This window comes from Cycloclasticus pugetii PS-1, from assembly GCF_000384415.1.
Lineage (GTDB): Bacteria > Pseudomonadota > Gammaproteobacteria > Methylococcales > Cycloclasticaceae > Cycloclasticus > Cycloclasticus pugetii.
Genome location: NZ_ARVU01000001.1, coordinates 2127287 through 2150668 on the forward strand (window position 1 = coordinate 2127287; position 23382 = coordinate 2150668).

Annotated in this window: 19 protein-coding genes, 1 tRNA gene and 1 pseudogene; 10 read left to right on the forward strand and 11 right to left on the reverse strand. The window is 41.9% G+C overall.

The genetic code is table 11. The annotated features are described in order from the left end of the window. Positions 1-12: 12 nt before the first annotated feature. Positions 13-351: a P-II family nitrogen regulator gene (gene glnK / locus CYCPU_RS0110405; RefSeq protein ID WP_015006817.1), complete on the reverse strand. Its 339-nt coding sequence runs from the start codon at positions 349-351 to the stop codon at positions 13-15. Positions 352-649: 298 nt separating this feature from the next. After that, positions 650-1336 (reverse strand): TorF family putative porin, encoded by a 687-nt coding sequence (locus CYCPU_RS0110410; protein WP_015006818.1) that lies wholly within the window; start codon positions 1334-1336, stop codon positions 650-652. Between the two features lie 210 nt (positions 1337-1546). Between CYCPU_RS0110410 and CYCPU_RS0110415 the strand changes: the two genes are divergently transcribed. The 3 genes from CYCPU_RS0110415 (at position 1547) to CYCPU_RS0110425 (ending at position 5418) form a co-directional block, all read left to right on the forward strand. After that, the gene (locus CYCPU_RS0110415) at positions 1547-1795 is read left to right on the forward strand and encodes an accessory factor UbiK family protein (RefSeq protein WP_020162663.1); all 249 of its coding nucleotides are present in this window, start codon (positions 1547-1549) and stop codon (positions 1793-1795) included. Between the two features lie 42 nt (positions 1796-1837). Beyond that, on the forward strand, positions 1838-3352 hold the full coding sequence (locus tag CYCPU_RS0110420) for a YifB family Mg chelatase-like AAA ATPase (RefSeq protein WP_020162664.1): 1515 nt from the start codon (positions 1838-1840) through the stop codon (positions 3350-3352). Positions 3353-3414: 62 nt separating this feature from the next. After that, complete coding sequence (locus CYCPU_RS0110425) at positions 3415-5418, forward strand: UvrD-helicase domain-containing protein (protein ID WP_020162665.1); 2004 nt, start codon at positions 3415-3417, stop codon at positions 5416-5418. 1 nt (position 5419) lies between these two features. Here CYCPU_RS0110425 and CYCPU_RS0110430 read toward each other — a convergent pair whose 3' ends face one another. Next, positions 5420-5899 (reverse strand): c-type cytochrome, encoded by a 480-nt coding sequence (locus CYCPU_RS0110430; RefSeq protein WP_015006822.1) that lies wholly within the window; start codon positions 5897-5899, stop codon positions 5420-5422. Between the two features lie 122 nt (positions 5900-6021). Between CYCPU_RS0110430 and CYCPU_RS0110435 the strand changes: the two genes are divergently transcribed. Then, a tRNA-Arg gene (locus CYCPU_RS0110435) sits at positions 6022-6098 on the forward strand. A 257-nt stretch (positions 6099-6355) separates the two neighbouring features. Here the strand turns inward: CYCPU_RS0110435 and CYCPU_RS0110440 are convergent. After that, positions 6356-7219 carry an IS3 family transposase gene (locus tag CYCPU_RS0110440; protein WP_026362668.1) on the reverse strand — a complete coding sequence of 288 codons (864 nt, stop codon included), beginning with the start codon at positions 7217-7219 and terminating at the stop codon, positions 6356-6358. Next, the gene (locus CYCPU_RS0110445; RefSeq protein WP_020162667.1) at positions 7216-7527 is read right to left on the reverse strand and encodes a transposase; all 312 of its coding nucleotides are present in this window, start codon (positions 7525-7527) and stop codon (positions 7216-7218) included. Before CYCPU_RS0110445 ends, CYCPU_RS0110440 begins: the two co-directional genes overlap by 4 nt. A 251-nt stretch (positions 7528-7778) precedes the next feature. On the opposite strand from CYCPU_RS0110445, the pseudogene CYCPU_RS0110450 reads away from it, so the two are divergent. Beyond that, positions 7779-7973 (forward strand): annotated as a pseudogene (locus CYCPU_RS0110450) (IS110-like element ISCARN57 family transposase); the annotation flags it as partial. Between the two features lie 135 nt (positions 7974-8108). Here the strand turns inward: CYCPU_RS0110450 and CYCPU_RS12165 are convergent. The 4 genes from CYCPU_RS12165 to CYCPU_RS0110470 all read right to left on the reverse strand — a co-directional run bounded on the left by CYCPU_RS12165 (position 8109) and on the right by CYCPU_RS0110470 (position 13353). Then, entirely contained in the window at positions 8109-12146 is a 4038-nt protein-coding gene (locus CYCPU_RS12165; RefSeq protein WP_020162669.1) for a retention module-containing protein, read from the reverse strand. A 93-nt stretch (positions 12147-12239) separates the two neighbouring features. After that, on the reverse strand, positions 12240-12476 hold the full coding sequence (locus tag CYCPU_RS0110460) for a type I secretion C-terminal target domain-containing protein (RefSeq protein WP_020162670.1): 237 nt from the start codon (positions 12474-12476) through the stop codon (positions 12240-12242). 9 nt (positions 12477-12485) lie between these two features. Beyond that, positions 12486-12893: a response regulator transcription factor gene (locus tag CYCPU_RS0110465; protein ID WP_020162671.1), complete on the reverse strand. Its 408-nt coding sequence runs from the start codon at positions 12891-12893 to the stop codon at positions 12486-12488. Positions 12894-13014: 121 nt separating this feature from the next. Then, positions 13015-13353 carry a hypothetical protein gene (locus tag CYCPU_RS0110470; protein WP_015006828.1) on the reverse strand — a complete coding sequence of 113 codons (339 nt, stop codon included), beginning with the start codon at positions 13351-13353 and terminating at the stop codon, positions 13015-13017. A gap of 122 nt (positions 13354-13475) precedes the next feature. Between CYCPU_RS0110470 and CYCPU_RS0110475 the strand changes: the two genes are divergently transcribed. The 4 genes from CYCPU_RS0110475 to CYCPU_RS0110490 all read left to right on the forward strand — a co-directional run bounded on the left by CYCPU_RS0110475 (position 13476) and on the right by CYCPU_RS0110490 (position 19090). Further along, complete coding sequence (locus CYCPU_RS0110475; protein ID WP_015006829.1) at positions 13476-15638, forward strand: type I secretion system permease/ATPase; 2163 nt, start codon at positions 13476-13478, stop codon at positions 15636-15638. A gap of 2 nt (positions 15639-15640) precedes the next feature. After that, the gene (locus CYCPU_RS0110480) at positions 15641-16912 is read left to right on the forward strand and encodes an HlyD family type I secretion periplasmic adaptor subunit (protein WP_015006830.1); all 1272 of its coding nucleotides are present in this window, start codon (positions 15641-15643) and stop codon (positions 16910-16912) included. A 76-nt stretch (positions 16913-16988) separates the two neighbouring features. Beyond that, the gene (locus CYCPU_RS0110485; RefSeq protein ID WP_015006831.1) at positions 16989-17618 is read left to right on the forward strand and encodes a response regulator transcription factor; all 630 of its coding nucleotides are present in this window, start codon (positions 16989-16991) and stop codon (positions 17616-17618) included. A gap of 86 nt (positions 17619-17704) precedes the next feature. Then, complete coding sequence (locus CYCPU_RS0110490) at positions 17705-19090, forward strand: TolC family outer membrane protein (RefSeq protein WP_020162673.1); 1386 nt, start codon at positions 17705-17707, stop codon at positions 19088-19090. Positions 19091-19187: 97 nt separating this feature from the next. Here the strand turns inward: CYCPU_RS0110490 and CYCPU_RS0110495 are convergent, their stop codons facing one another. Both CYCPU_RS0110495 and CYCPU_RS0110500 read right to left on the reverse strand, forming a co-directional pair. After that, complete coding sequence (locus CYCPU_RS0110495; RefSeq protein WP_020162674.1) at positions 19188-19889, reverse strand: transglutaminase-like cysteine peptidase; 702 nt, start codon at positions 19887-19889, stop codon at positions 19188-19190. A 24-nt stretch (positions 19890-19913) separates the two neighbouring features. Then, positions 19914-21818 (reverse strand): bifunctional diguanylate cyclase/phosphodiesterase, encoded by a 1905-nt coding sequence (locus CYCPU_RS0110500; RefSeq protein ID WP_020162675.1) that lies wholly within the window; start codon positions 21816-21818, stop codon positions 19914-19916. Positions 21819-22083: 265 nt separating this feature from the next. Between CYCPU_RS0110500 and CYCPU_RS0110505 the strand changes: the two genes are divergently transcribed. After that, the gene (locus CYCPU_RS0110505; protein ID WP_015006835.1) at positions 22084-23346 is read left to right on the forward strand and encodes a 6-phosphofructokinase; all 1263 of its coding nucleotides are present in this window, start codon (positions 22084-22086) and stop codon (positions 23344-23346) included. Positions 23347-23382: the final 36 nt, after the last annotated feature.

Here is a 23382-nt window from a genome sequence, read left to right on the forward strand (position 1 = left end):
CAATTATTTAAATTAAAGCGCTTCAGCGCCAGTTTCACCAGTACGGATACGAACAACTTTTTCAAGCTCAGTTATGAAAATTTTGCCGTCTCCAATTTTTCCAGTGTTTGCCGCTTTAATAATTGAATCGACTGCTTCCTCAACTTGCTCATCTGACAAGGCAATCTCAACTTTTACTTTAGGCAAAAAGTCCACAACATACTCAGAACCACGATAGAGTTCCGTATGACCCTTTTGGCGACCGAAACCTTTAACTTCAGTGACGGTAATGCCGGAAACCCCAATATCAGATAACGCTTCGCGAACATCATCTAATTTAAAAGGCTTTAATACAGCTGTTACTAGTTTCATTATTGTTCCTCTTTTCTTTGATGTCTTATTGACGGGGATAATAATGCATAGGGCATGCCATATTTAAAAAAACGTTAATATTCAAATAGTTAAATGATAAAAAGCCGAGCGAGGAAAACTCTAAAATCAAATATTGCCCCATATTAGTGCAGCCAATGAACCAGCTATAACCAGTTTATTATTTACGTTGGGCATAAAAAAACACCCCTCAAGGAGGGGTGTTTTTAAACTGCTTAACTCATTACCCGTTAGGGTAAAACAAGTTAAATAAGCAGAGAAGCTCTGCTTGAACTCAGTCTTATAGAGACTTAGAAACAGTTAATACATATGCAGCATCGTCAGATGCACCACGTGCATCACTTACGTTGTCTGAGTTAGTATCAACATCTGTGTAAGCAACTTCTACATCAACACCCATGTAAGTAGTAGATGCAGCTAATTTCCAATCCCAGTAGTCACTTGAGTCAGCTTGTAAATCATAGTAGCCAACATGAGCAGCAAAAGCGATACCGTTGTACTCGCCAAGATCAAGACCTAGGTCTGTGTAGTTACCTAAACGGTAATCACCAAGGTCATCGCTGCCTAAATCAACACCAAAATACTGAGTCAAAGAAGCAGGACCCATTGAAAGACCTACATAAACTTCCGTGAAATCTGTCTCTGTTCCTGATGTTGGGTATGCGTAATGGATAGCACCAATATCAACACCAACGCCATTGAACTCACCAGCCCAACCAGCATAAACATCAAATTCCATGCTTTCGTCAGAATCAAAATCAACATTTGAACCCCAAACACCAGCATATACGCCATTACCTAAGTCCGCATCAAATCCACCTTGAATCGCTGGTGAACCGTCAGTTTGAGACATACCACGCCAGATATAGTCTGTTGTTAAAGCAACGTTGCCGCTGATTTCGATAGCACTTGCTGCACTTGAAGCAACCAATAAGCCAGCAACTGCAGTTGTTTTTAATAATTTCATTTTCATTCCTTGTTGTTGATAAATTATGATACCGTCCAAGCTTTAAAGTGTTTTTTGCATAAACGGTATTTGTTGTTATTGTAGCACAAATGGCCAAAATCAAGCTTTTTTACTAAAAAAAAAACAACAAAACCGCACTAATTACGGCCTTTTTTGTTTTTCACGCACCTAACCGGTGCATTAACTAAATTTCATATACCCTATATAGCTATGATTAACCCAACTATAATTGAAAGCATTACCCAGTCGCTGATCGACCACTTACCCAACGACCTTGCAAGCATTAAAAGTGAAACCGAAAAAAACTTTAGATCAATTTTGCAACAACAGTTTGCTAAGTTAGACTTAGTTACGCGTGAAGAGTTTGATGTACAAAGTGCTGTGCTTGCGAGAACACGTGAGAAGTTAGATGCGCTTGAACAAACTCTTAATGAATTGACGAAAAACAATAACACCTAAAGCTTCCTCATTAAATCATGCTGTTAAGGAAAGGATTCCACCATGTCACTAGCTACTACTCTAACGCGCAGCTCCACTGGCATTAATGCGCCATTAGTAACCGTTGAAGCGCACCTAGCAAACGGTTTACCCAGCCTAAATATTGTTGGCTTACCTGAGGCGGCTGTTAAAGAAAGTAAAGATCGCGTACGCAGCGCTATTCTCAATTGTCAATTTGAGTTTCCTGCTAAGCGCATCACCATTAACTTAGCACCTGCTGATTTACCCAAAGAAGGCGGGCGATTCGATTTACCCATAGCGCTTTGTATTCTTGCAGCCTCGGGCCAAATACCCAACGACAAACTGCTTGATTATGAGTTTCTTGGCGAATTATCGTTAAGCGGTGAATTAAGAGCCATTAAAGGCGCATTACCCACAGCTATAGCCTGCCAAACAAGCCATCGAACACTCTGCTTACCCACCCATAATCAACACGAAGCAGCGCTCATCTCAAGTGTTGATATTATTGGCGCTCCTCATCTGCTAGCTGTTTGCTCGCACCTTCATGGACAGCAAGAACTACCTCTTTTTAAACCTAAAAATGATGTAACCTCTCCCTCAATAAATAATCTCGACTTTTCAGACGTTCACGGGCAGCAACACACCAAACGCGCACTAGAAATTGCCGCTGCTGGACGCCACAGCCTATTAATGCTTGGTCCCCCAGGAACCGGCAAGTCAATGCTTGCAGCTCGATTACCAAGCATCTTACCGCTACTAAGCGAAGAAGAGGCCATTGAGACCGCCTCAATTTACTCTATTAGTCAGCACAACCTTGATACTCACCAGTGGCGGACGCCTCCTTTTAGATCTCCTCACCATAGCGCTTCATCTGTTGCTTTGGTCGGTGGTGGCAGTTCGCCAAAACCCGGCGAAGTATCGCTCGCGCATCACGGCGTTTTATTTTTAGACGAACTCCCCGAATTTGACCGTAAAGTCTTAGAGGTATTACGCGAACCTATTGAAAATGGAAAAATATCCATCTCCCGCGCTAACCACCAAACAGAATTTCCTGCTCGCTTCCAACTTATCGCCGCGATGAATCCATGCCCTTGCGGTTACCTTGGTGATACTTCTCAACGATGCCAATGTAACCCTGTTCAAATCAGCCGTTATCGAAACAAAATATCCGGCCCCTTGCTCGACAGAATTGATATGCATATTGAGGTACCCCGTATTTCCAGTGAAATGCTACGTAAAGGCACTAACGGAGGTGAGCAAAGTAGTGCACAAATTGCTTTACGGGTGCATCACTCGCAAATAAAAGCACTAAAACGACAAGGTCAACTCAACGAATTATTATCCACTGCACAAATCAAACAACATTGCCAAATAAGCGATGAAGATCATCAGCTACTAGAGCAAGCAATTGAAAAACTGGGTTTATCGCACCGTGCCTATCATCGCATTTTACGTGTCTCGCGAACCATCGCCGATATGGACCATCAAACTAATATTCAACGCCACCACTTAACTGAAGCCTTAAGCTATCGCCGCATGGATAAACGCGTCACATAAAGCGCTGAAAATATCATAAAGAACGAGTAAAATTTGCTCCCAAACTCATCTTTTAAGTCGCCGTGCCCAAACTAAACCCAGAACAACACAAAGCTGTTATCACAACGGACACCCCCTTACTTGTTATTGCAGGTGCTGGCAGCGGAAAAACCCGCGTCATTACCGAAAAAATATCACACCTTATTAGTAACGGTGTTGAAGCCAAACATATTACCGCCGTTACCTTTACCAATAAGGCTGCAAGAGAAATGCGTTCACGTGTTGACAAACTCTGTTCGTCAAAAAAAACAAAAGGCATTCGCATATCAACATTTCACTCCCTAGGTCTTGATATTATTCGCAAGGAGTATCAAACACTTGGCTTTAAAAAGAACATTAGCATTTTAGATGAACAGGATAAATTTAAGGTCCTACAAGATATTTTAGATAATAGCCAACATCAGTTAGATAAAGCTCAAATATCCCCCCTTTCGTGGCAAATATCCGACTGGAAAAACCAAGCGGTCTTGCCCGCACAAGCCATGTCTTTAGCTGAAGACGCTCAACAGCAGTTTGCTGCTGCATTATATGAACAATATCAGCAATATAACCGCGTATGCAATGCGGTCGATTTTGATGATTTAATCTTAACGCCGTTAGTCCTTTTTAACGAACACCCGTCAGTATTAGAAAAGTGGCAAAACAGTACTCGTTACCTTTTACTCGATGAGTATCAAGATACAAACACCACGCAATATGAGTTTTTTAAGCATTTAGTTGGCGCCATAGGACAATTCACCGTCGTTGGTGACGACGATCAATCCATTTACGCGTGGCGAGGGGCTAACCCAGAAAACCTCTTCACACTAAAAAAGGATTTCCCTAGATTAGAGATCATTAAACTCGAACAAAACTATCGCTCTAATCAACGTATTTTAAAAGCAGCTAACCAACTCATTAGCAACAACCCGCATTTATATGAAAAGAACCTTTGGAGCGACATCAAAAGTGATGAGAAAATTAACGTCATCAGATGTAAAGATGAGTTTTCGGAGTCACAACAAATCGCGGCCGAAATTTCTCGTATAAAATTTAAACACCGGGCCAGCAATGCTGACTTTGCTATCCTCTACCGAAGCAACCACCAAGCAAGACTGTTAGAAAAAAGCCTACGGGAACTATCGTTACCGTATGCCATCAGCGGCGGCACTTCATTTTTTTCCCATGCTGAGATAAAAGACACCCTGTGTTATATCAAACTGCTTATTAACCCAGATGACAACAGTGCTTTTCTCCGAGTTATTAATACACCCCGCCGTGAAATTGGCACCAGCACTGTCGAAAAACTCGCCCTTTATGCCAATAGTCGCCACATTAGTTTATTTGATGCTTGTTTTGAAATAGGGCTTGAACAACAGTTAAATGAACGAACCTATTACAAACTGCGCTCTTTCTGCGACTGGATTGTTAGCTTATCTGATAGAACACAACAAGAAGACCCGATTGCCATCCTTCATGAGATGCTTCAACACATTGAGTATTACGATTGGATTAAAACTCACGCCAATAGCGACAAACAGGCAGAAAGAAAAATAAACAATGTATTAGAGCTAATAAAATGGATTGAAAACAGCGCTAAAAAATCACAAGAAGAGCGCAGCTTGGGCGATATTGTGTCACGCATGATGTTGCTCGACAGCTTAGAGCGCAACGAGGAAGAAGAAAAAACTGACCAAATAAAACTCATGACCTTACACGCCGCAAAAGGACTTGAGTTCCCTTACGTCTATTTAATTGGCATGGAAGAAGGCATCCTGCCTCATCAAAACAGCATTGATACTGATCAAATTGAAGAAGAACGACGACTGGCTTACGTTGGCATTACAAGAGCCCAACAACAGCTCACCTTTAGTTATTGCGCGCAACGAAAGAAATACGGTGATGTTTCATCAACAGAACCCAGCCGTTTCTTAACCGAACTGCCCGTCGACGATTTAGATTGGGCCGCCGTCCAAAAGAAAAACCCAGAAGAACAAAAGAAAAAAGGCCAGGAAAGCCTGGCCCTTATGAAAAGTTTATTAAATTAAATTACTGACTTCTCTCAACCATATAATCAATAGCGGCGGTCACATCTGCATCAGATAATTGAGCAGAACCACCTCGTGCAGGCATGCCTTTAAAACCTTTGGTCGCGTGCTCAAAGAGCACTGATTCACCTTGTGCAATACGAGGTGCCCAAGCTGCCACATCACCTGTTTTAGGTGCGCCCGCAACTCCTGTTGAATGGCAAGCCATACACGCCGTATTATAAACTTGCTCTGCGGACATAGGTTCCGTTGCAACCACCACTGGCGGCTCAACAATTGGACTAGCTTTTTTAGCCTCGGCTAACGTCGTTGCTAACTCACCTAAAGGTTTAATTCTATCTAAAACCTTTTTTTCTGCTGCTGCAGACATCGGTTTCTCGTCAACCAGGCCAATCGCTACAAAAGAAATTACAATAGCAATAATAACTAACACACCTATCGTGACACCTAGGTCACTTAAAATTTTCTTATCTTCACTCACGTACTAACTCCAATTTAGTGATATTTTTTCAGGATTATAAACCCTAAGCCTATAAACCCGAAGTAAAAACAGTTCAATATTTCATCAACATATCACGTTATAATACCGCAACAATATACAAAGCGCTCGTAGCTCAGCTGGATAGAGTGTCGCCCTCCGAAGGCGAAGGTCGTGGGTTCGACTCCCGCCGAGCGCGCCAATTTAGCAAACAATATATCCTTAGATAAAAAAGAAAATAGTCACCCCCCCTATTTAAGACTGCGTATCCATGTAAAAACTATCTCCCAAGTATGATGCAATGAACAATTGGTACGCTTATCTAACCAACAAAAATTAGACGCAAATATCTCAATTGACTAATATCAAGCTGGCTAACCGGTTGATACCCTTTATTTAGAACAGGCAAAAAAATAGGCAGGTCACATTGAGGTTCCCCTAAAATAACGGAGGGATTAATTAAAGGGCATTAGCCCGTTCATATTCATCTGGACTAACATAGCCTAGATACGAATGCCTTCGTTGTCGATTGTAAAATACTTCGATATATTCAAATAAGCTTTGTTTAGCTTGTTCTCTAGTCCGGTAATCTTCGTCGTCGACCAATTCAGTTTTAAGTGTACCAAAAAAGCTCTCCGCGACAGCATTATCATAACATTCACCTTTTCGGCTCATGCTCGCTAGCATGTTGTTTTTCCTCAGTAACCGCTGGTAATCACCTGATGCATAGGTGCTTCCTTGATCAGAATGTACGACAACAGATTGTTCACTACAGTCGCGACGAACTGCAGCCATTTGCAAGGCATCAACAACTAACTTTGTGTTGTTACGATCACTCATGCCCCAGCCAATAACTTGACGTGAATATAAGTCGAGTATCATTGCGAGGTATAACCAGCCCTGACGTGTTCGGATAAACGTTGTATCCGACACCCACTTTTGATTTGGTTTCACGGTAAAAAAGTTTCTTTTCAATCGATCAGATGCAGGCGATAACGTATTCTTAGAATTTGTCGTGACAATATATCGTTTTGTCATTTTAGATTGTATGCCTGCTGACTTCATCAGCCTTGCAACGCGGTTAACGCTAACGTGTTCACCTGCCGCTAAGAGATCTTGATGAACCCGAGGTGAGCCATAGGTTTGTCGGCTTGATTGGTGGAAGCAACGTATCTTGGTTAAAAGTCGCTGGTTTGTGCGCTGAGTCTTGCTGACGGGCCTATCTAACCAATCATAATAACCACTAGTCGATACGTTGAGAGTCGAACATAAACGGTTTAACGGATGTTTATGTTGCTGAGACTGAATGAATGCGTACCTCACTTGAGTTCCCTGGCAAAGTACGCTGCGGCCTTTTTTAAAATCTCAACTTCCTCCTTCAGTCGCTCGTTCTCCTGTCGAAGGGTGACTAACTCGCTTTGATTTTCTTTTCGAGGACGCCCAAGATTATTAGAAAAGGCTTTGTCACCTTTATCCTCTAACTGGGCTTTCCATTTATACAGCTGATTACGTCTAACACCTAACTGAGCGGCTAGCTCTGAAGAAGGGATATCTGATGCATTCATGAGTCGAACAGCTTCGACTTTGAACTCTTTCGTGTATGTTTTGTATGGCTTTCTTTTACTATTCATTTGGATACTCCTAAGCAACATTGTCGCTTATTAAATGTATCCGTTAAACTAGGGGAGCCTCAATCTGACCCCTTGATTTCTTTTCTTAGTGAAAAAGAAAATATTCATTCCCCGTTTAAGGCTGCATATCTACGTAAAAACGAAACTATCACCCAAGTATGACGCAATGAACAATTGATAGACTTACCTAGCCAACAAAAAATTAAGCAAAAATATCTCAATTGACTAATATCAAGCTGGCTGACCCCATGATTTTTTCTATGCCCGCTTTAGTCGCCGTTAGGCATAACCCTCTTATGAGGGGTTTTTACGAGCGGCTACAAGCCAAGGGAAAACCTAAAAAAGTAGCTATAGTAGCCGTGATGCGAAAATTACTGGTACTCGCTTATGGGGTGCTAAAGTCAGGTAAACCGTTTGATATTAATTATCAACAACAGGCCATTTAAGCTTGTTTTTTAAGACAGTATCTGACCCCTTGATTTTTAGCAAACATAAAAAGCCCCGACACAATATGCCGAGGCTGAATTATTTAACTGTCAGTTAAAATCATTTGAGTCTGACCTCATTGATTAAACTAGTCATTAACTATCAATATTGATGTGTCCCAAAGAAATCATTTGATCAACAATGTCTGCTTGGGTCGCACCGGTTATACCCAAGTCTACAAAGGTAGTATTTTCTAATGTAATAACTTGTGAATCACCTGCTCCACCCTCCGTGCTTACATTAATCACCACAGCACCACCACTTTCGTTAACGCTTAGGTAATCAGTCAATGTTCCAGATTCTTCTCCGATTAACAAATCAGACAAGTCTAGGACATCAGTTTCGCCAGCGTCATTAAAGTCCGTAATAATATCTGCTGGCGATCCAGCTGCATCACCAGCGTTCCAGACAAATGTATCAGACTCAGTGCCGCCAGACATTGTGTCACTACCTAAACCACCTACGAGTATGTCATTAAGGTCAGCACCATTTAGACTGTCATTACCCGCGTAACCAATCAAGGTAGCAGCCTGCCCTGGAGTAGCATCGAGAGAGTCAACCCCGTCATCATTACCCGGCGTTCCCTCAATAATAACGTGGTCATCTGGGCTAATACTTAGAACAATGGCATCTTCAACAATAACAGTATCGCCATCTCCATCCTCAACTTCCAAGTCTAAATCTATTCTGAGTAGCTCGCCAGGAACAGGAATTGCCGCACCAAATCCAGATAAAAGGAATGGAGTACCAGCAACATACTGATACTCAACAGTGGTTAGACCATCCTCTGTAAACACCTGAACTTGATCACCGTCCCCAATTCCTTCTACTAAAACGCTACCATCAACGTTCCAAGTAACAGAATAACCAGATTTTGTGTCATTACCATCAGCAATTATAAAATTAACTCCGCCGACCACAACTGTAGTTATGACATCTAGGGTACCGTCACTCACCATATCATCGTCATCGTCATCGTCATAGGCTCTAATAGCTACATCTGTAGTACCATTATTAAGAAGAAAACCTGCAGTTGCACCGTTCACAGTCACATTATCACCAAGGGTATGATCAGCTGGTTCAACGTAAGCAAGATTCGACAAAGGCACACCTGATACCGTATCAACATAACTGACACGAATTGTTTCATTAGTACCAATAGACAGACCATTACCGCCACCTTTTATACCAATACCGTTATCGCTCGTATTGATCGATGTGCCATCTCCTGATGGTGTAACTAGCGCGGTTGGATTCACGCCTGTTGTGTCAGTATAAAAGGTGTAATTAGTATTACCACCAGTGATATCAAAGATACTGTCACTCGTATCAAAAGTTGCTGTTGCACCATCAATTTGTTGGAACATAGTGACAGAATAGCTATCTGTCATCGTAGCTAAGTCACTATCTAAATTTAAGTCAACAGTAAAAACTTTGTTACCTACATTATCAGGGTGAATTGCATCAGCATACGTCCCAGCTACTAATGTAGAACCTATAACAATAGTCCCATTTGTGTAGAGGTAAATAATTGAACCGCCTGCTGTTTGGCCACTATCAGTACCACTCACCGCTATATTTGCAAAAGTAACCGTACCTGGTTGATCGGCACCATAATTATCATCAACATTATTATCAAAGTCTAACGGTATAAGTAGAGCTGAAGCAGAACCAGAGTTAGTCACATAAGCAACCTCAGGAGCGATTACTGTAGGACCATCATCTTCAAAGGTAATCTGATCACCAATCGCAACGCTATCTGTCGCTACGTCTAAGTCACCATCGGTCACGGTAACGACCGCTGATAATTCACCCGCTAAATCGACTGCCTCATCATACTCATTAGGACTTTCTGGGTGAACCATCGCCACATTTTGTGTAACGGTTAATACTCCATCACTGTCGATAGACACTGTAAAAGCTGTTTGTAAAACATCATCTCCATCGGTGTATTGACCAATCACTTCACTGTCACTTGAACCTTCAACTAAGGTAATCGGATAACCACCATCGGTGACCTTTAAGCCAGTTGCTGCACTAGTAATGCTTAAGGTCACCACTGTCGTGCCACCATCGGCACCTGCCGCTGCGGCAACAACATAGCTAAAGACAGAAGTTGAACCTGTGACTGCTACACTAAGTTGACTCGTTTCATCTGTCACTACAGCACCTTCAGATGAAACTTCAATATCTACTACTGGAATATCATCCACAATTTCGACCGAAATTGAGCTATTTGCTGAATCACCGTCTGTATCTGTTAATACAACAGGGAATGTTTCAAAAACACTATCTTCTTGATTTGCTGTTGGATGGTCTTCATTGCTTTCCAATGTGTATTGATAGGTCACTTCACCAGTAATAGCGTTATATCCAGTTACAGTAAATGTATTTCCTAGCCCTGTTATAAAACTTGGGCTTGCTACTAATACACCACCACTGATTATTAAATGACCATCAATTGTTACTGAACCTACACCATCTGGTGCATCAATTATGAAGTTCCCTGTTGCTGTAGCACTTTCAGTACTATCTGTTTCTCCTGGACGTGACGCGTCAACTACAGCGCCTTTAAGACCATCTTCATCCACAACAAGATTATCTACACCTCGTATTTCTACACCACTGTCACCACCAAAAATAGTGATGGTTAGTGTTGTTGTTTGTGGCTGATTGTAAGTGTCCGTTACGGTGTATGTGAATTGATCTGTTTCTTCTTGGCCAAACGTGAGCTCTGATGTTGCTGGGCCAGCTACATATTCATAGCTACCATCCGATTGTAAAGTTAACGTGCCCCATTTACCTGCCAATGGGTCACCAATCGAACCAACTGTGTCATCTCCACCGCTCAGCGCACCATCTTCACCGTGAGCAATCACTCCAGTAACAACCAATGCATCACCATCTTCATCAGTATCGGCCATATCTTCAAAGAAGACTTCATCACCATCATCGCCTGGAGTTGGATCAAAAGTGTGGTCAATATTATTTAAGACATTACCTGTTGTTGAACCAAAAAGTGGCATCTCTTGATCTAAGAGCTGAGATTCTTTAACGTAGTAATCTTCACCGCTATCTAAATCAATAAAATTAGTATCCGGGTTTGCCTCTGGCGTGGTGTCATCATCAAAGATTGTAATAAATGCAGTATCTGCAGCAGGGTTGATGGTTACGATACCACCTTCTGATTCAGCCGCTAGCAACACAATATTAAAATTACCATTTCCTTCGTCTAAATGATCTTGCCTAATTAATACACTAACAGGTATTTCAGTGGTTCCTGCTGGAATGAGTATTTGTTGAGGATCAAGCGTGCCATCTACCCAATCTTCTGGGTAATCAGAACCATCGCCGTTTACCACTGGTTGCAACTGATAAGTAACCAGAACATCAGACTCAAACAATTTATCTAGGCTCAAGATGAAAGTGACCTCTCTAAATTCATCACCTGTTTCTTCATCACCATCGTCCGTGCCTTCCAGAACGACGGCCCCATGGCTATTAACAAACACAGACTCGCCATCTTCACCTGGAAAATCATCAGGTATGTATGGTGGCTTTTCATCCGGGTTTGGTTCTTCATCGATATCAACGCCAACCTCCACTTGCACACTGACGGATACAGAAACCGTAACAACTTCTTCAAGTTCAACCGGTGGTAATTCTTCATCTGGCTGTAAGAACGCTTGGCTAATACCAATGGTATCGAAGCCCGCTTCTACTGGTGCTGTTGGATTTAAGTAATCCACACTAACAACCGTATGGCCATTATTACCATCTGTTCCGCCTGCTGCCGGACCGGCTGCTGTGGCCGGTAATGTGGATGGGTCAAAATTTGGGTCATTGGCTAATGCTTCTTGCAGCGCGGCTACTTCGCTTTCAGCCTCTGATCGGCTTTGCGCGGTTTGCTCGCTTTCTTGATTTAGCACATCATCATTTAGCACGATATTTGAGTTGCTGCCCAAGTCTAAGATGGTGCCATCGGTAAAGGCGATAACGATAACGCCATCACCTGTGATAATTTTCTCATTTTCAGCCACTGTATCGCCGACGCTTAATATGCGTTCCGTTCCATCTTCTGCGATTGCTCTTACAAGCCCTGTTACTGATTGTACTGTGCCTACATTAGCCATGATATTTCTCCGATCCGTTGGTTTCTATATTGTTTATGATTCTAAGTATTGCTTACGTTTACTGATTTTTCTATTGTACTAAGGTACTAATTTTTACGATTCTGTCGGCACATCTACCAAACAATGCAAGTCTGTTAATGTCACGCCTGTTAACGTTGATGAATACGTTGCCGGCTGATCTTCCACCGTGGTGACACTAATTTTTGTGCCTTCACTCAATGTTTCTAATGAAATAGACACATAATCACTCAGAATATCATTGCTTTCGTCAACCAACAGATCCAGCAGGTCTAATGCCTCTGGTTCGTTACTAGTTACATCATTTGCCATAATCTTGTCCTATTTATGCGCCCGCAATGTCTCAAGCAATGTGGCGGTCATTCGACGCGTTATCCATGCCTCACCAGCATTCATGGCCGCCAATAATTTATTACTATATTGCTTTAATTCACTTAATGATTGATAGCCTTGCGCACCAGCCAGTAAGCATGCTAATACCGTCTCTTCATCAAGCTTGTCAGCGATAACAACAACCTTGCTTTTTGCGTTAGTGTTAACGATTAACTTTATATATTCTTCAGTTTGCTCTTTTCGTACATTGTAATGCAGCAATACAACGACTGATGCCGCGTTATCAATGACATTCAATGCCTTAACCTCATCATCAATCGTTTGAATGCAAGCATTATCACCTAACAACAATGAGGTGATTTGATCTGTTGTGTCGATTACCAGTGCATCTATCATTGTTGAGGCCAAACGTTTATTGCTGCTAAGTTAACCGGAATTTTAGGTCAGCCGCTTGAGACTGGCTATTGTACTAAGGTACTAATTTTGAGTTTTTATACCTTAAGACCACAAGAAGTGATTACAAGATATTATCGTCATCCCCAATGAGATTACTTAAGGCGTTAACATCATGGCGTAATTTTTTACGTTTATTAAGCTTATCTTGCACCGCCTCTGGCAATTCAGTAAAAACGAATACCTGCTTTTCCATTAACATATCTACCAAATCCTCAACCACACGTACCATTTCACTATCAGAGCGGCTCAAAGATTCCTTAAGCTTATTGGCTTGAGATGGTTTTCTTAGAAACTCAATAACATCCGCATGGCCGACATCAAGCCACTCTCCATTAGCCTTATCGCAGACATCTAATAATTCCGTCACTTCGCCGTGCTCGTTGCGATTAACATAAGGCATATTGGTAGCTCCGATTGCATTTTCTGAAATTTGTTCTAGTATCACTAAATCAAAAACATTAATCAAACTTAGTGCACAAAATACGGATTTTTGTGCCTTATTTCGTATCAAGTGGATAAAAGATGACCGAAGCAACTTTAAAAAAACCGTTGGATAATATGGCAGGCATAACAAACCAGGATGACCCGCTGCTGTTAGCTTTATTGTCAGTCTGCAAACTACTCAACACGCCTCATTCTGCTGACTCGCTAACCGCCGGTTTACCGTTAGTAGACAATAAACTTAATGCGTCACTTTTCATACGAGCTGCTCAACGAGCTGGATTATCAACAGGGCTTATCCGCCGCCCACTGGCTGAAATATCCAATTTAGTTTTACCTGCTATCTTGCTACTAGATGACGATAAAACCTGCGTTTTAATTTCCAAAAATGATGATAACTGCACCATTATTTTACCGGAAACAGACAGCGGTGAAAAAACAGTCCGTCTTAGCGTATTAGACGAAATTTACACTGGTTCTGCTTTTTTTATTCAAGCAGAGCACACCTTTGATAGCAGAACAGCCAACTCTGTTATCCCTAAAGCAAAGCATTGGTTTTGGGATGTTATTTTTAAATCTTGGCCAATATATAGCGAGGCGCTAGCCGCTTCGTTACTCATTAACTTATTCGCTCTGGCGTCTCCACTGTTCATTATGAACGTATACGACCGTGTCGTACCCAATCATGCACTTGAAACACTATGGGTACTGGCGATAGGCGTCGCTATTGTATTTATTTTCGACTTTATTATGAAAGCACTTCGAGGCTATTTCATTGACGTTGCAGGCAAACGATCAGACATTATTCTTTCAGCGACCATCTTCGAAAAAGTTATGGGCATTAAAATGGAAAACCGCCCTAAATCGGTCGGTGCTTTTGCCAACAATCTTAGCGAATTTGAGTCATTCAGAGACTTTCTAACCTCTGCCACACTAACCACTTTAATTGACCTCCCTTTCTTATTTATTTTTATTGCGGTTATTTATATGATCGGTGGTAACTTAGCGTTTGTGCCACTAACTATTTTGCCCTTGGCTATTTTGGGTGGCATAGCTGTGCAAAAACCTCTTAAGAACACTATTAACGAGCTGTTTAAACACTCTGCTCAAAAAGGCGCCACCTTGATTGAGTCGCTTAACAATCTAGACTCGATCAAAAGCGCTGGTGCTGAAGGGCAAATGCAAAGCAAATGGGAACAAAATATTGGGCAGATTTCTCGTCTAGGCCTTAAGTCACGCTTTTACTCATCTATTGCTGTCAATTTAACCACCTTCTTAACTCAGATGGCTTCTGTATCGGTAGTGATTTTTGGTGTATACAAAATATCTGAAGGTGAACTTACAACCGGTGGATTAATTGCTTGCACCATTTTAACAGGTCGTGCATTAGCACCTATAGGACAGGTCGCCTCATTGCTAACCCGTTACCACCAAGCTCGTACATCACTGGATACACTGACTAATATGATGTCGTTACCGGTTGAACGCGAACCGGGTAAAAAATATTTACACCGCCCAACGTTTAAGGGTGATATTGAGTTTAAAAACATCTCATTTAGCTACCCCGAACAACCGGTTAAAGCACTGGATAATATTTCATTCAAAATTAAAGCCGGTGAACGAATCGCCTTTATCGGTCGTATTGGTTCTGGCAAAAGCACTATTGAAAAACTAATGCTCAGCATGTACGAACCTCAAGAAGGGTCCATTTTGATAGACGGAACAGATATTCGGCAAATTGACCCGTCTGACCTTCGTCGCCAAATTGGTTACGTGCCGCAAGACATCTCGCTGATGTTTGGTAGCGTTAAAGACAATATTACAATGGGTTCACGCTACGCTGACGACGCTTCTATTTTACACGCTGCTGAAATCGCCGGTGTTACCCAATTTGTCAATCGTCACCCCGAGGGATTTGATATGCCCGTTGGTGAACGAGGCGCGTCTTTATCTGGCGGACAACGTCAAAGTGTAGCCGTGGCTCGGTCTTTGTTACTATCGCCACCTATTTTCATTATGGATGAACCCAGCAACTCTATGGATAATAGCACCGAGGCGCGCTTCAAAGAGAAACTATCGGAGCAGTTAAACAACCAAACCCTTATTTTAGTAACTCACCGAGCTTCCTTACTATCACTTGTAGATCGCCTTATCGTACTCGATGGCGCTAAAATCATGGCCGACGGCCCGAAAGATAAAGTCCTAGAAGCATTGAAAAAAGGACAAATCAAGGTTTCAAACTAATAATGTTAAATAAAATTTCAACCGTTAAAAAGAAATACAAGCAACACGCCGAAAATCAGACCTACGTAACTGATGTAAATGCAGCCAGCCTCTATGGCGCATCCATTCAAAGCCACTTGATTTTATGGATAAGTTTTATTTTTGTCATCATTGCCCTTATTTGGGCTAATTTTGCCGAACTAGATGAAGTGACTCGTGGCTCGGGCAAAACAACCCCCTCAAGCCATATTCAAGTTATTCAAAATTTAGAGGGAGGTATTCTGGCTGAAATTTTAGTTCGTGAGGGTGAAACCGTCGAAAAAGGCCAAGCCCTGTTACAACTTGATGCAGTTAGGTTTGCCTCCTCTTTAAATGAAACAAAACTCAAATATCACGAATTACTAGCAGCAACAGCTCGGTTAACCGCTGAGGTCAACAATACAACCCTGGTTATTCCTGATGATGTATTAAAAAACGCCCCTGAGATTGCTAAAAATGCAGTGCAACTCTTTAAGTCTCGACGCAAAGAATTAAATGCCGCCACCCAAACAATAAAAGAACAAATAAGCCAATATACACGTGGCTATGCGTTGTTACAGGAAGAGCTGGAAATGTCTGCGCCTTTGGTAGATGAAGGCGCCATGTCTAAAGTAGAACTCCTTCGTATCAAACGAGAAGCGAACAGCCTAAAAGGCCAATTAACAGAGGCCAGAAATAAACTCCATGAAACCAAGGTGCGCTTCCAAACAAAGGCTCTCGAAGAGCTAAACCAGACCAAAGCAGAGCTAGATAGAACCAGCGAATCGACATTTGCGCTAGAAGACCGAGTAACACGCACACGTGTACTTTCACCTGTGAAAGGTGTTATTAAACAACTAAAGGTCACCACTGTTGGTGGTGTCATCCAACCCGGTATGGATTTAGTTGAAATTGTCCCCATTGACGACCAATTGTTAATTGAAGCGCAAATTCGCCCCGCCGACATTGCTTTTCTTCACCCAGGACAAAAAGCCATGGTGAAGCTAACAGCTTATGACTTTTCTATTTATGGTGGACTTGAAGCAGAGCTAGAGCATATTAGCGCCGACAGCATTACCAATGAAGAAGATGGTGAAAATTACTATATGATTCGATTGCGCACTAAAAAGAATTACCTTGAAAGAAATGGTGTAAAGCTAAGCATTATTGCTGGCATGACAGCAGATGTCGATATTTTAACGGGCAAAAAAACTGTGTTAGATTACTTGCTTAAACCCATTTTAAAAGCGAAAGAACGCGCACTCAAGGAACGTTAACATGTGGTTGCCAAGCAACAATCTTATTTATTCCAAGCGACTAGCACTGATCACCGACTCTAAAGAGGCGAGCTAAATGCACCGCATCGCTATTTATTCAGACAACCCTGATATTGTGAAACTCTGGTCTCACGCCTTAATCAGTCATTTTGACATTTTTACGGCCACCAGCAAAAAGGAATTAAGTAACGCTTCAGTTGTCGTCATTGACTCAAAAAAGGTCGACACTGACGCAGATTTAACCTCTACATTAACCTCAACTTCAGCACGCATTTTGGTGGTAGGGAAAAATTGGTCAGAAAATAAGCAAATTAATGCCCTCGTCCATGGCGCTGCCGGGTATTGCGGTGAATCTGAACCCGCAAAGCTTCTAGTGCAGGCCGTCAACAGTATAATAAAGGGAGACATATGGATTCAGCGTCACCTTGTGCCGCGGGTGATAGGTACGTTGGTCAAAATGAAACCTCAGCCACTTGAAGCAGTTAATAACACCGAATCGATTGAATCTTCTGCTCTATTGGCAACATTGTCGTCACGAGAAAATGATGTTGCGAATATGATTCGAGATGGGGAAAGCAACAAGGCTATTGCAACAGCCCTAAACATATCAGAACGTACCGTCAAAGCTCACCTAACATCTATTTTTAAAAAACTTGGTGTCTCTGACAGGTTACACCTCGCCCTATATATTAAAGAATATAGTTGACCTAACTTGGTGCTTACGTTAAATTCAGCCGTATAATTTGGTATAGATACCTATTTTTACACCACATATTAAAGCAAGAGGGAACTATGAGTCTTAAACTAAAAATAGCTGTAAGTGGTCTGTTGGCACTCAGCTTAAGCACAGCAAGTGCTGAGACATTGCAAGATGCAATTCAACACACTATCAATGAAAACCCACAAATTCAATCTGCCAAATCTGAACGTTTAGCCGTTGAGCAGGAAATCAGTCAGGCTAAAGCTGGCTACTTTCCAACTGTAGACATTGCTGTTGGTGCTGGTTGGGAGCGCTCTTTCAACTCTTCAACAAAGGCAGATGGTTCTGAGTCAAAATCTCTTGGTAGAGATGAAGCCTCTATCCAAGTCAGACAGATGATCTACGACGGGTTTGCGACGGCCAGTGAGGTTAACCGCCAAACGGCTAGAACAAACTCTCGTGCTTATACAGTTTTTGGCCAAGCAGAAATTACTGCCCTCAACGCGGTTGAAGCCTATATTAATGTTTTACGTCGCGAAGAACTATTGGCATTAGCTGAAGAAAACTTAGCGGTTCACCAAAGCACCAACGAACAAATTTCCTCACGGAGTAGTCGTGGTGTTGGGCGCAGGGCAGATGTCGAGCAATCAACAGGCCGTTTATCACTAGCGCAAAAAAATGTTTTATCAGAAGTGGGTAATTTAAAAGACGCTCAGACCGCTTATTTAAGAATAGTTGGCCGCTTACCTTCCGAGTTAGAACCCATCACTCCACCTGAAGACGCCTTACCAGCCACCTTCGACCAAGCGGTTGATAGCGCCATTGCTAACCACCCCATTTTAAAGTCAGCAAATTCAGATATTAAATCCGCTATTGCACAGCACGCAACAGCAAAAACAGCCTTTTTACCACGTGTTGATCTTGAGCTCAGCGCTACGCACAACAAAGATATTGATGGTATTGAAGAGGTCAATGAAGATGCCTCTGCAATGCTTCGCTTGCGTTACAACTTATTCAACGGTGGTAAAGATGCTGCTCGTCGTAAAGAAACCGCTCAACTGGTCAATCAGGCAAAAAGTATAAGAGATAACACATACCGCCAAGCCGTAGAAAGTATGCGACTATCATGGATTGCTCATCAAACGGTGAAAAATCAAATGGCGTTTTTTGAAAGCCACCGTGATTCAAGCATTAAAAGTAATGAAGCTTACCAAAAGCAATTTAATATTGGTCGTCGTTCACTATTAGATTTACTAGACTCTGCTAACGAAATGTTTGTTGCTAAAAGTGCTTATACTAATGCGAAATACGACGAGCTATTCTCACAATTCAGAATCCTTGCCAGCGCAGGCGCATTAAATAATTACCTCAACATTTCATTACCTGAAGAGACTGCCATCTTACCCGAGGTTCAACCTTGGATTGGCGCTTCACAAAGAGGAAAAGTAACGCCTACTTATTCAGCAGCCCCTGAGTAGTTACTAACGTAAACAAACTAAAAGACCATTAACTTTTGTTGATGGTCTTTTTTTTGACTTACTTTTAAAACATATAATCCAAATTCCTATTAGAGAACTAGAATTTATTAACTCTCATTCTGCTTTTCAAACCTCCCCATTTATTTAAACGATCCGAACCTCCCAATTTCTTTCCGGTCCCTCGCGACTTTGCCAACCATAGACCCGAACCGTTAAAGCTATAGACAGGTAATAGGTCTCGCCGCATAGATGCCGGAGAAATAGCTGGTTTTAAATTATCTAACACCGCTGGAATACTGCCTGGTTTTTCAAAGTACGTCAGCACCATATGTGCTTGATCCAACTCAATGGCCTTCACATAGGTGATTCGCATCTTGCTGTCTGGGACACCCAACTCAATAAGCGTAAAATACTTAGCAATTGAGTAATCCTCACAATCCCCCGCCCCTTTAGATAAGGCCTCTAATGGTGTTGCCCAATAATCAACTAATCCCCATAACTCATCATCATCCACAAACTCAAGCTGTTGATTAAAGAAGTCATTAACCCGCTCCAGTTTTTCTTTTTCAGGTAGATTTTTTGCCGACTGAATCAGCCCTTGCCAGGCTAACACCCTGTTTGACGCATGCTTACCATATTTCATTTCCACCTTGGCGATAAGCTCTGAACTAAAATTTAGTGCCGCTGGAGAGACCACAACAACCACCAAGCAAAACAAAAAAACGATAAGCTGTAACCAAGCGCTGCACGGACGCTTAGAACCCCTGTTGGCAAACGCTTGTTGGCAGATCGTGTTCATATAGCAGATCAATCGTTTTATAGACTAACGACTAGCGCCTAAAACACCCATTTTTGTTAAACAGGCAATGTCTTCATCGGCCTGAATATTCTCTGCTAACACCTGAATATCTAATAACTCTCCTATTTCAAGCATTGTTTTTACAAACTCACGTTTCTCAACATCCTGCGCAATACCGTTACCAAGGTCTCGGGCTAGACGAATATAGTCAGGCTTTAACTCTTTAACTGCCTGGGGCAACATTGACTGCGTCTCGAATCGCTTAATAAGAACCTTGGCATTATGTTTACGTATAAAGTGAATAAATTCTTTATACACACCGATCTCTTTATTAACGGCATACGCCGACAAGCTAAAAACTAACTGACCTGCAACCGCCTGGTTTTGATTTAACAAAACTGTCAACCAGCCCCTAAAATCACTACTCTTTACCGTTCTGCTAGATAAGTTAATGGCTATTTGATTGGAAATATTACTCTCTTTGATATGATCAATGACTCGAGACACCACCCCTTTATCGAGGTCTACAATCTTTACAAACTTTTCGGCTATCGAAACAAAGGTGCCAATTGAAAGCACATCACCATTCTTATCAAGTGCTTCAGAAAAGGCATCTTGCATCAACACATCCGCCGTTTGGAGGTTCTCCGTTGTGCTGACATAGGAGACTTTAAAGTCATCATTATCAACAATATCAAACACCAACTCCTTCCATTCAGCCATATCCTTCGCTCGATCTTTACCTTTTCGAAGGTAGTAGCTATTAGCACCAATAAGCTGCGCTTGTTCATACGCTTCATTAGCAGCCAACAAAATATTGTTTTTCGGACTAAATGGGTCAAAGGCCGCAACGCCTATATGTGCGATATCTTTTTTATTATATTGCTCGCCCAATTCAGTAAATGAAGTGCTTAATGATCGAGCTAATCTTTCTGACTGATCAACTGTTGCACCGCGCATTAACAACACAAACTCTGAACCAAAAAAACGATATGCGTCGATATCCACCGAAGAGTCAACGCTCGTTTTTGATTTTAATATTTCAGCAAAATCCTTAATAAATTGATCTATCGTATCAGGGCCTAACTCTTTGACTAAACTTGTTAAAGCATCTATTTTTATCATAAAAACAAAAGCCTCTTCATGTGAGCTTTGCACTTCTTTCAGCCTCAGTTCAAAACTGCTTTTTTTACTTAACCCAGTCAACTCATCCAGTTGAAGTTTCTTCCCAATGTTCTCTAGTTTTGTGTTCAGGTTTTGAATGACACGTTCTAACTTTTTAGACATTACATTCATCGACAAAGCCACCTTTCGAACCTCAGTTGTCCAAGGTAAGCGCTTAATCATATCGAAATGCCCTGTCGATATCGTTTCTGCCATGACGCCAATTCTTTTCAGCGAAGACAAGGTTATTTGCAACACCAACAACAACAAAACAATCGATGCAGCAAAAACCATAAGCGAGTAATAGAAACTCGTTTTCACTTGCTCATAAAGTTTAAAATACGCATAGCCAGGGTTAATTGTTACCGAAACAGTACCACTGATACTCCAACCAGAACTAATTTCACTGTCGGCACGAGCTGTTTGCATGGGCACAAAATCAATAAACCACTGAGGCACTGAGGCAAATGTTTTATCATTCCTCAGTGTTACCAAACTCTGCCCTGTCACATCAACCAGCTTAATTTCCTTATAATACCCACGATCAAATATTGCTTTCATCATTGTTTCAAGCACGGGGTCTTGAGTGTCCACCATATAGGGGCTAAGTGATAAGCCCAATGAGGTCGCCGTATCTTGCGCATGAATTTGTGACTCCCCTTCCAAATAGCTTCTTATATTGTTTACACTCAATACAAAATTCACACTGAAAATAATCAGAAATAGCGCAGAGATAAGAATCAGTAATTGTTTAGATAACGACATGCTTATACACCTTCTCAAGTAGGTTTTGATCGACAATGACTCAATCGTTAACGCAAGTCAACGCATCACCGCCAGACGTTCTTAACTATAGCGCAAATCTGGCATTATTCTTAAACGTTAAGCGCCAATTGTTTCTGTTATTCTAAACAAAAGTTCAGGCTAACCCGCATTACATAGCTTATTAATCACCCCTGTTTTTCAAATATGCTGACGATATGATCATTCAGCATTTATAATGCGCCCTCTACAAATTATCTGGTGATATATGACCACTAAAAATGCTTTTTACGCTCAATCTGGCGGTGTCACCGCTGTTATCAATGCAAGCGCCTGCGGGCTCATTGAAACTGCACGTCAACATGGCGATAAAATAGGCAAGGTATACGCAGGCCGTAATGGCATTATTGGCGCCTTGACCGAAGACCTTATAGACACATCGTTAGAGTCTGATGAAGATATTGCCGCCTTACGTTATACCCCTTCAGGTGCATTTGGTTCATGTCGTTATAAATTAAAAAGCTTTGAAGAAAACCGCGCTGAATACGAACGTCTTATTGCTGTTTTCAAAGCTCATAATATTGGTTATTTCTTTTACAATGGCGGCGGTGATTCACAAGACACCACGCATAAACTCTCCCAATTAAGTCAATCATTAGGACATGACTTGCGTTGTATCGGCATTCCAAAAACTGTCGACAACGATTTACCGCTTACTGATAACTGCCCAGGATTTGGCTCCGTTGCCAAATATGTGGCAGTTTCAATACGTGAGGCTGGCTTTGACGTTGCCTCAATGGCACGCACATCAACCAAGGTATTTGTACTTGAAGTAATGGGCCGGCATGCGGGTTGGATTGCCGCAGCTGGTGGCTTGGCAGCTGAAAGAGAAGGTGAGTCACCACATATTATTTTGTTTCCTGAGATTACGTTTGACCAAGAAAAATTTCTAGCCAAAGTTGAGAGCACTGTTAAAAAACATGGCTTCTGCTGCATCGTTGTTTCTGAAGGAGTTAGGAACCCTGACGGAACGTTTTTAGCGGAAGCTGGCACCCGTGATGCCTTTGGTCATGCCCAACTAGGTGGTGTCGCTCCGGTAGTTGCTGACATGATTAAAACTGCCCATGGCTACAAATACCATTGGGCTGTGGCAGATTATTTACAACGTGCCGCACGCCATATCGCCTCTAAAACCGATGTAGACCAAGCCTATGCGATGGGCAAAGCCGCGGTTGAGCTTGCGCTTAACGGAAAAACCGCTGTCATGCCAACCATTGTTCGCACCAGCAATAATCCATACCAATGGGAAATAGGTGTTGGCGAATTAAAAGACGTTGCTAATGTTGAGCAAATGCTTCCTGCGCATTACATCAGTGAAGATGGCTTTGGCATTACCCCTGAATGTGAAGAATACTTGCGACCTTTAATTATGGGTGAAGACTCTCCTCCTTATGTTAATGGCCTCCCTCAATACGTTCGCTTGAAAAACTTACCGGTTGAAAAAATACTTAACGAGCCGTTTGACCTGTAACTAACGCTGCAATACTTAGCTTCTATGAGACGATGA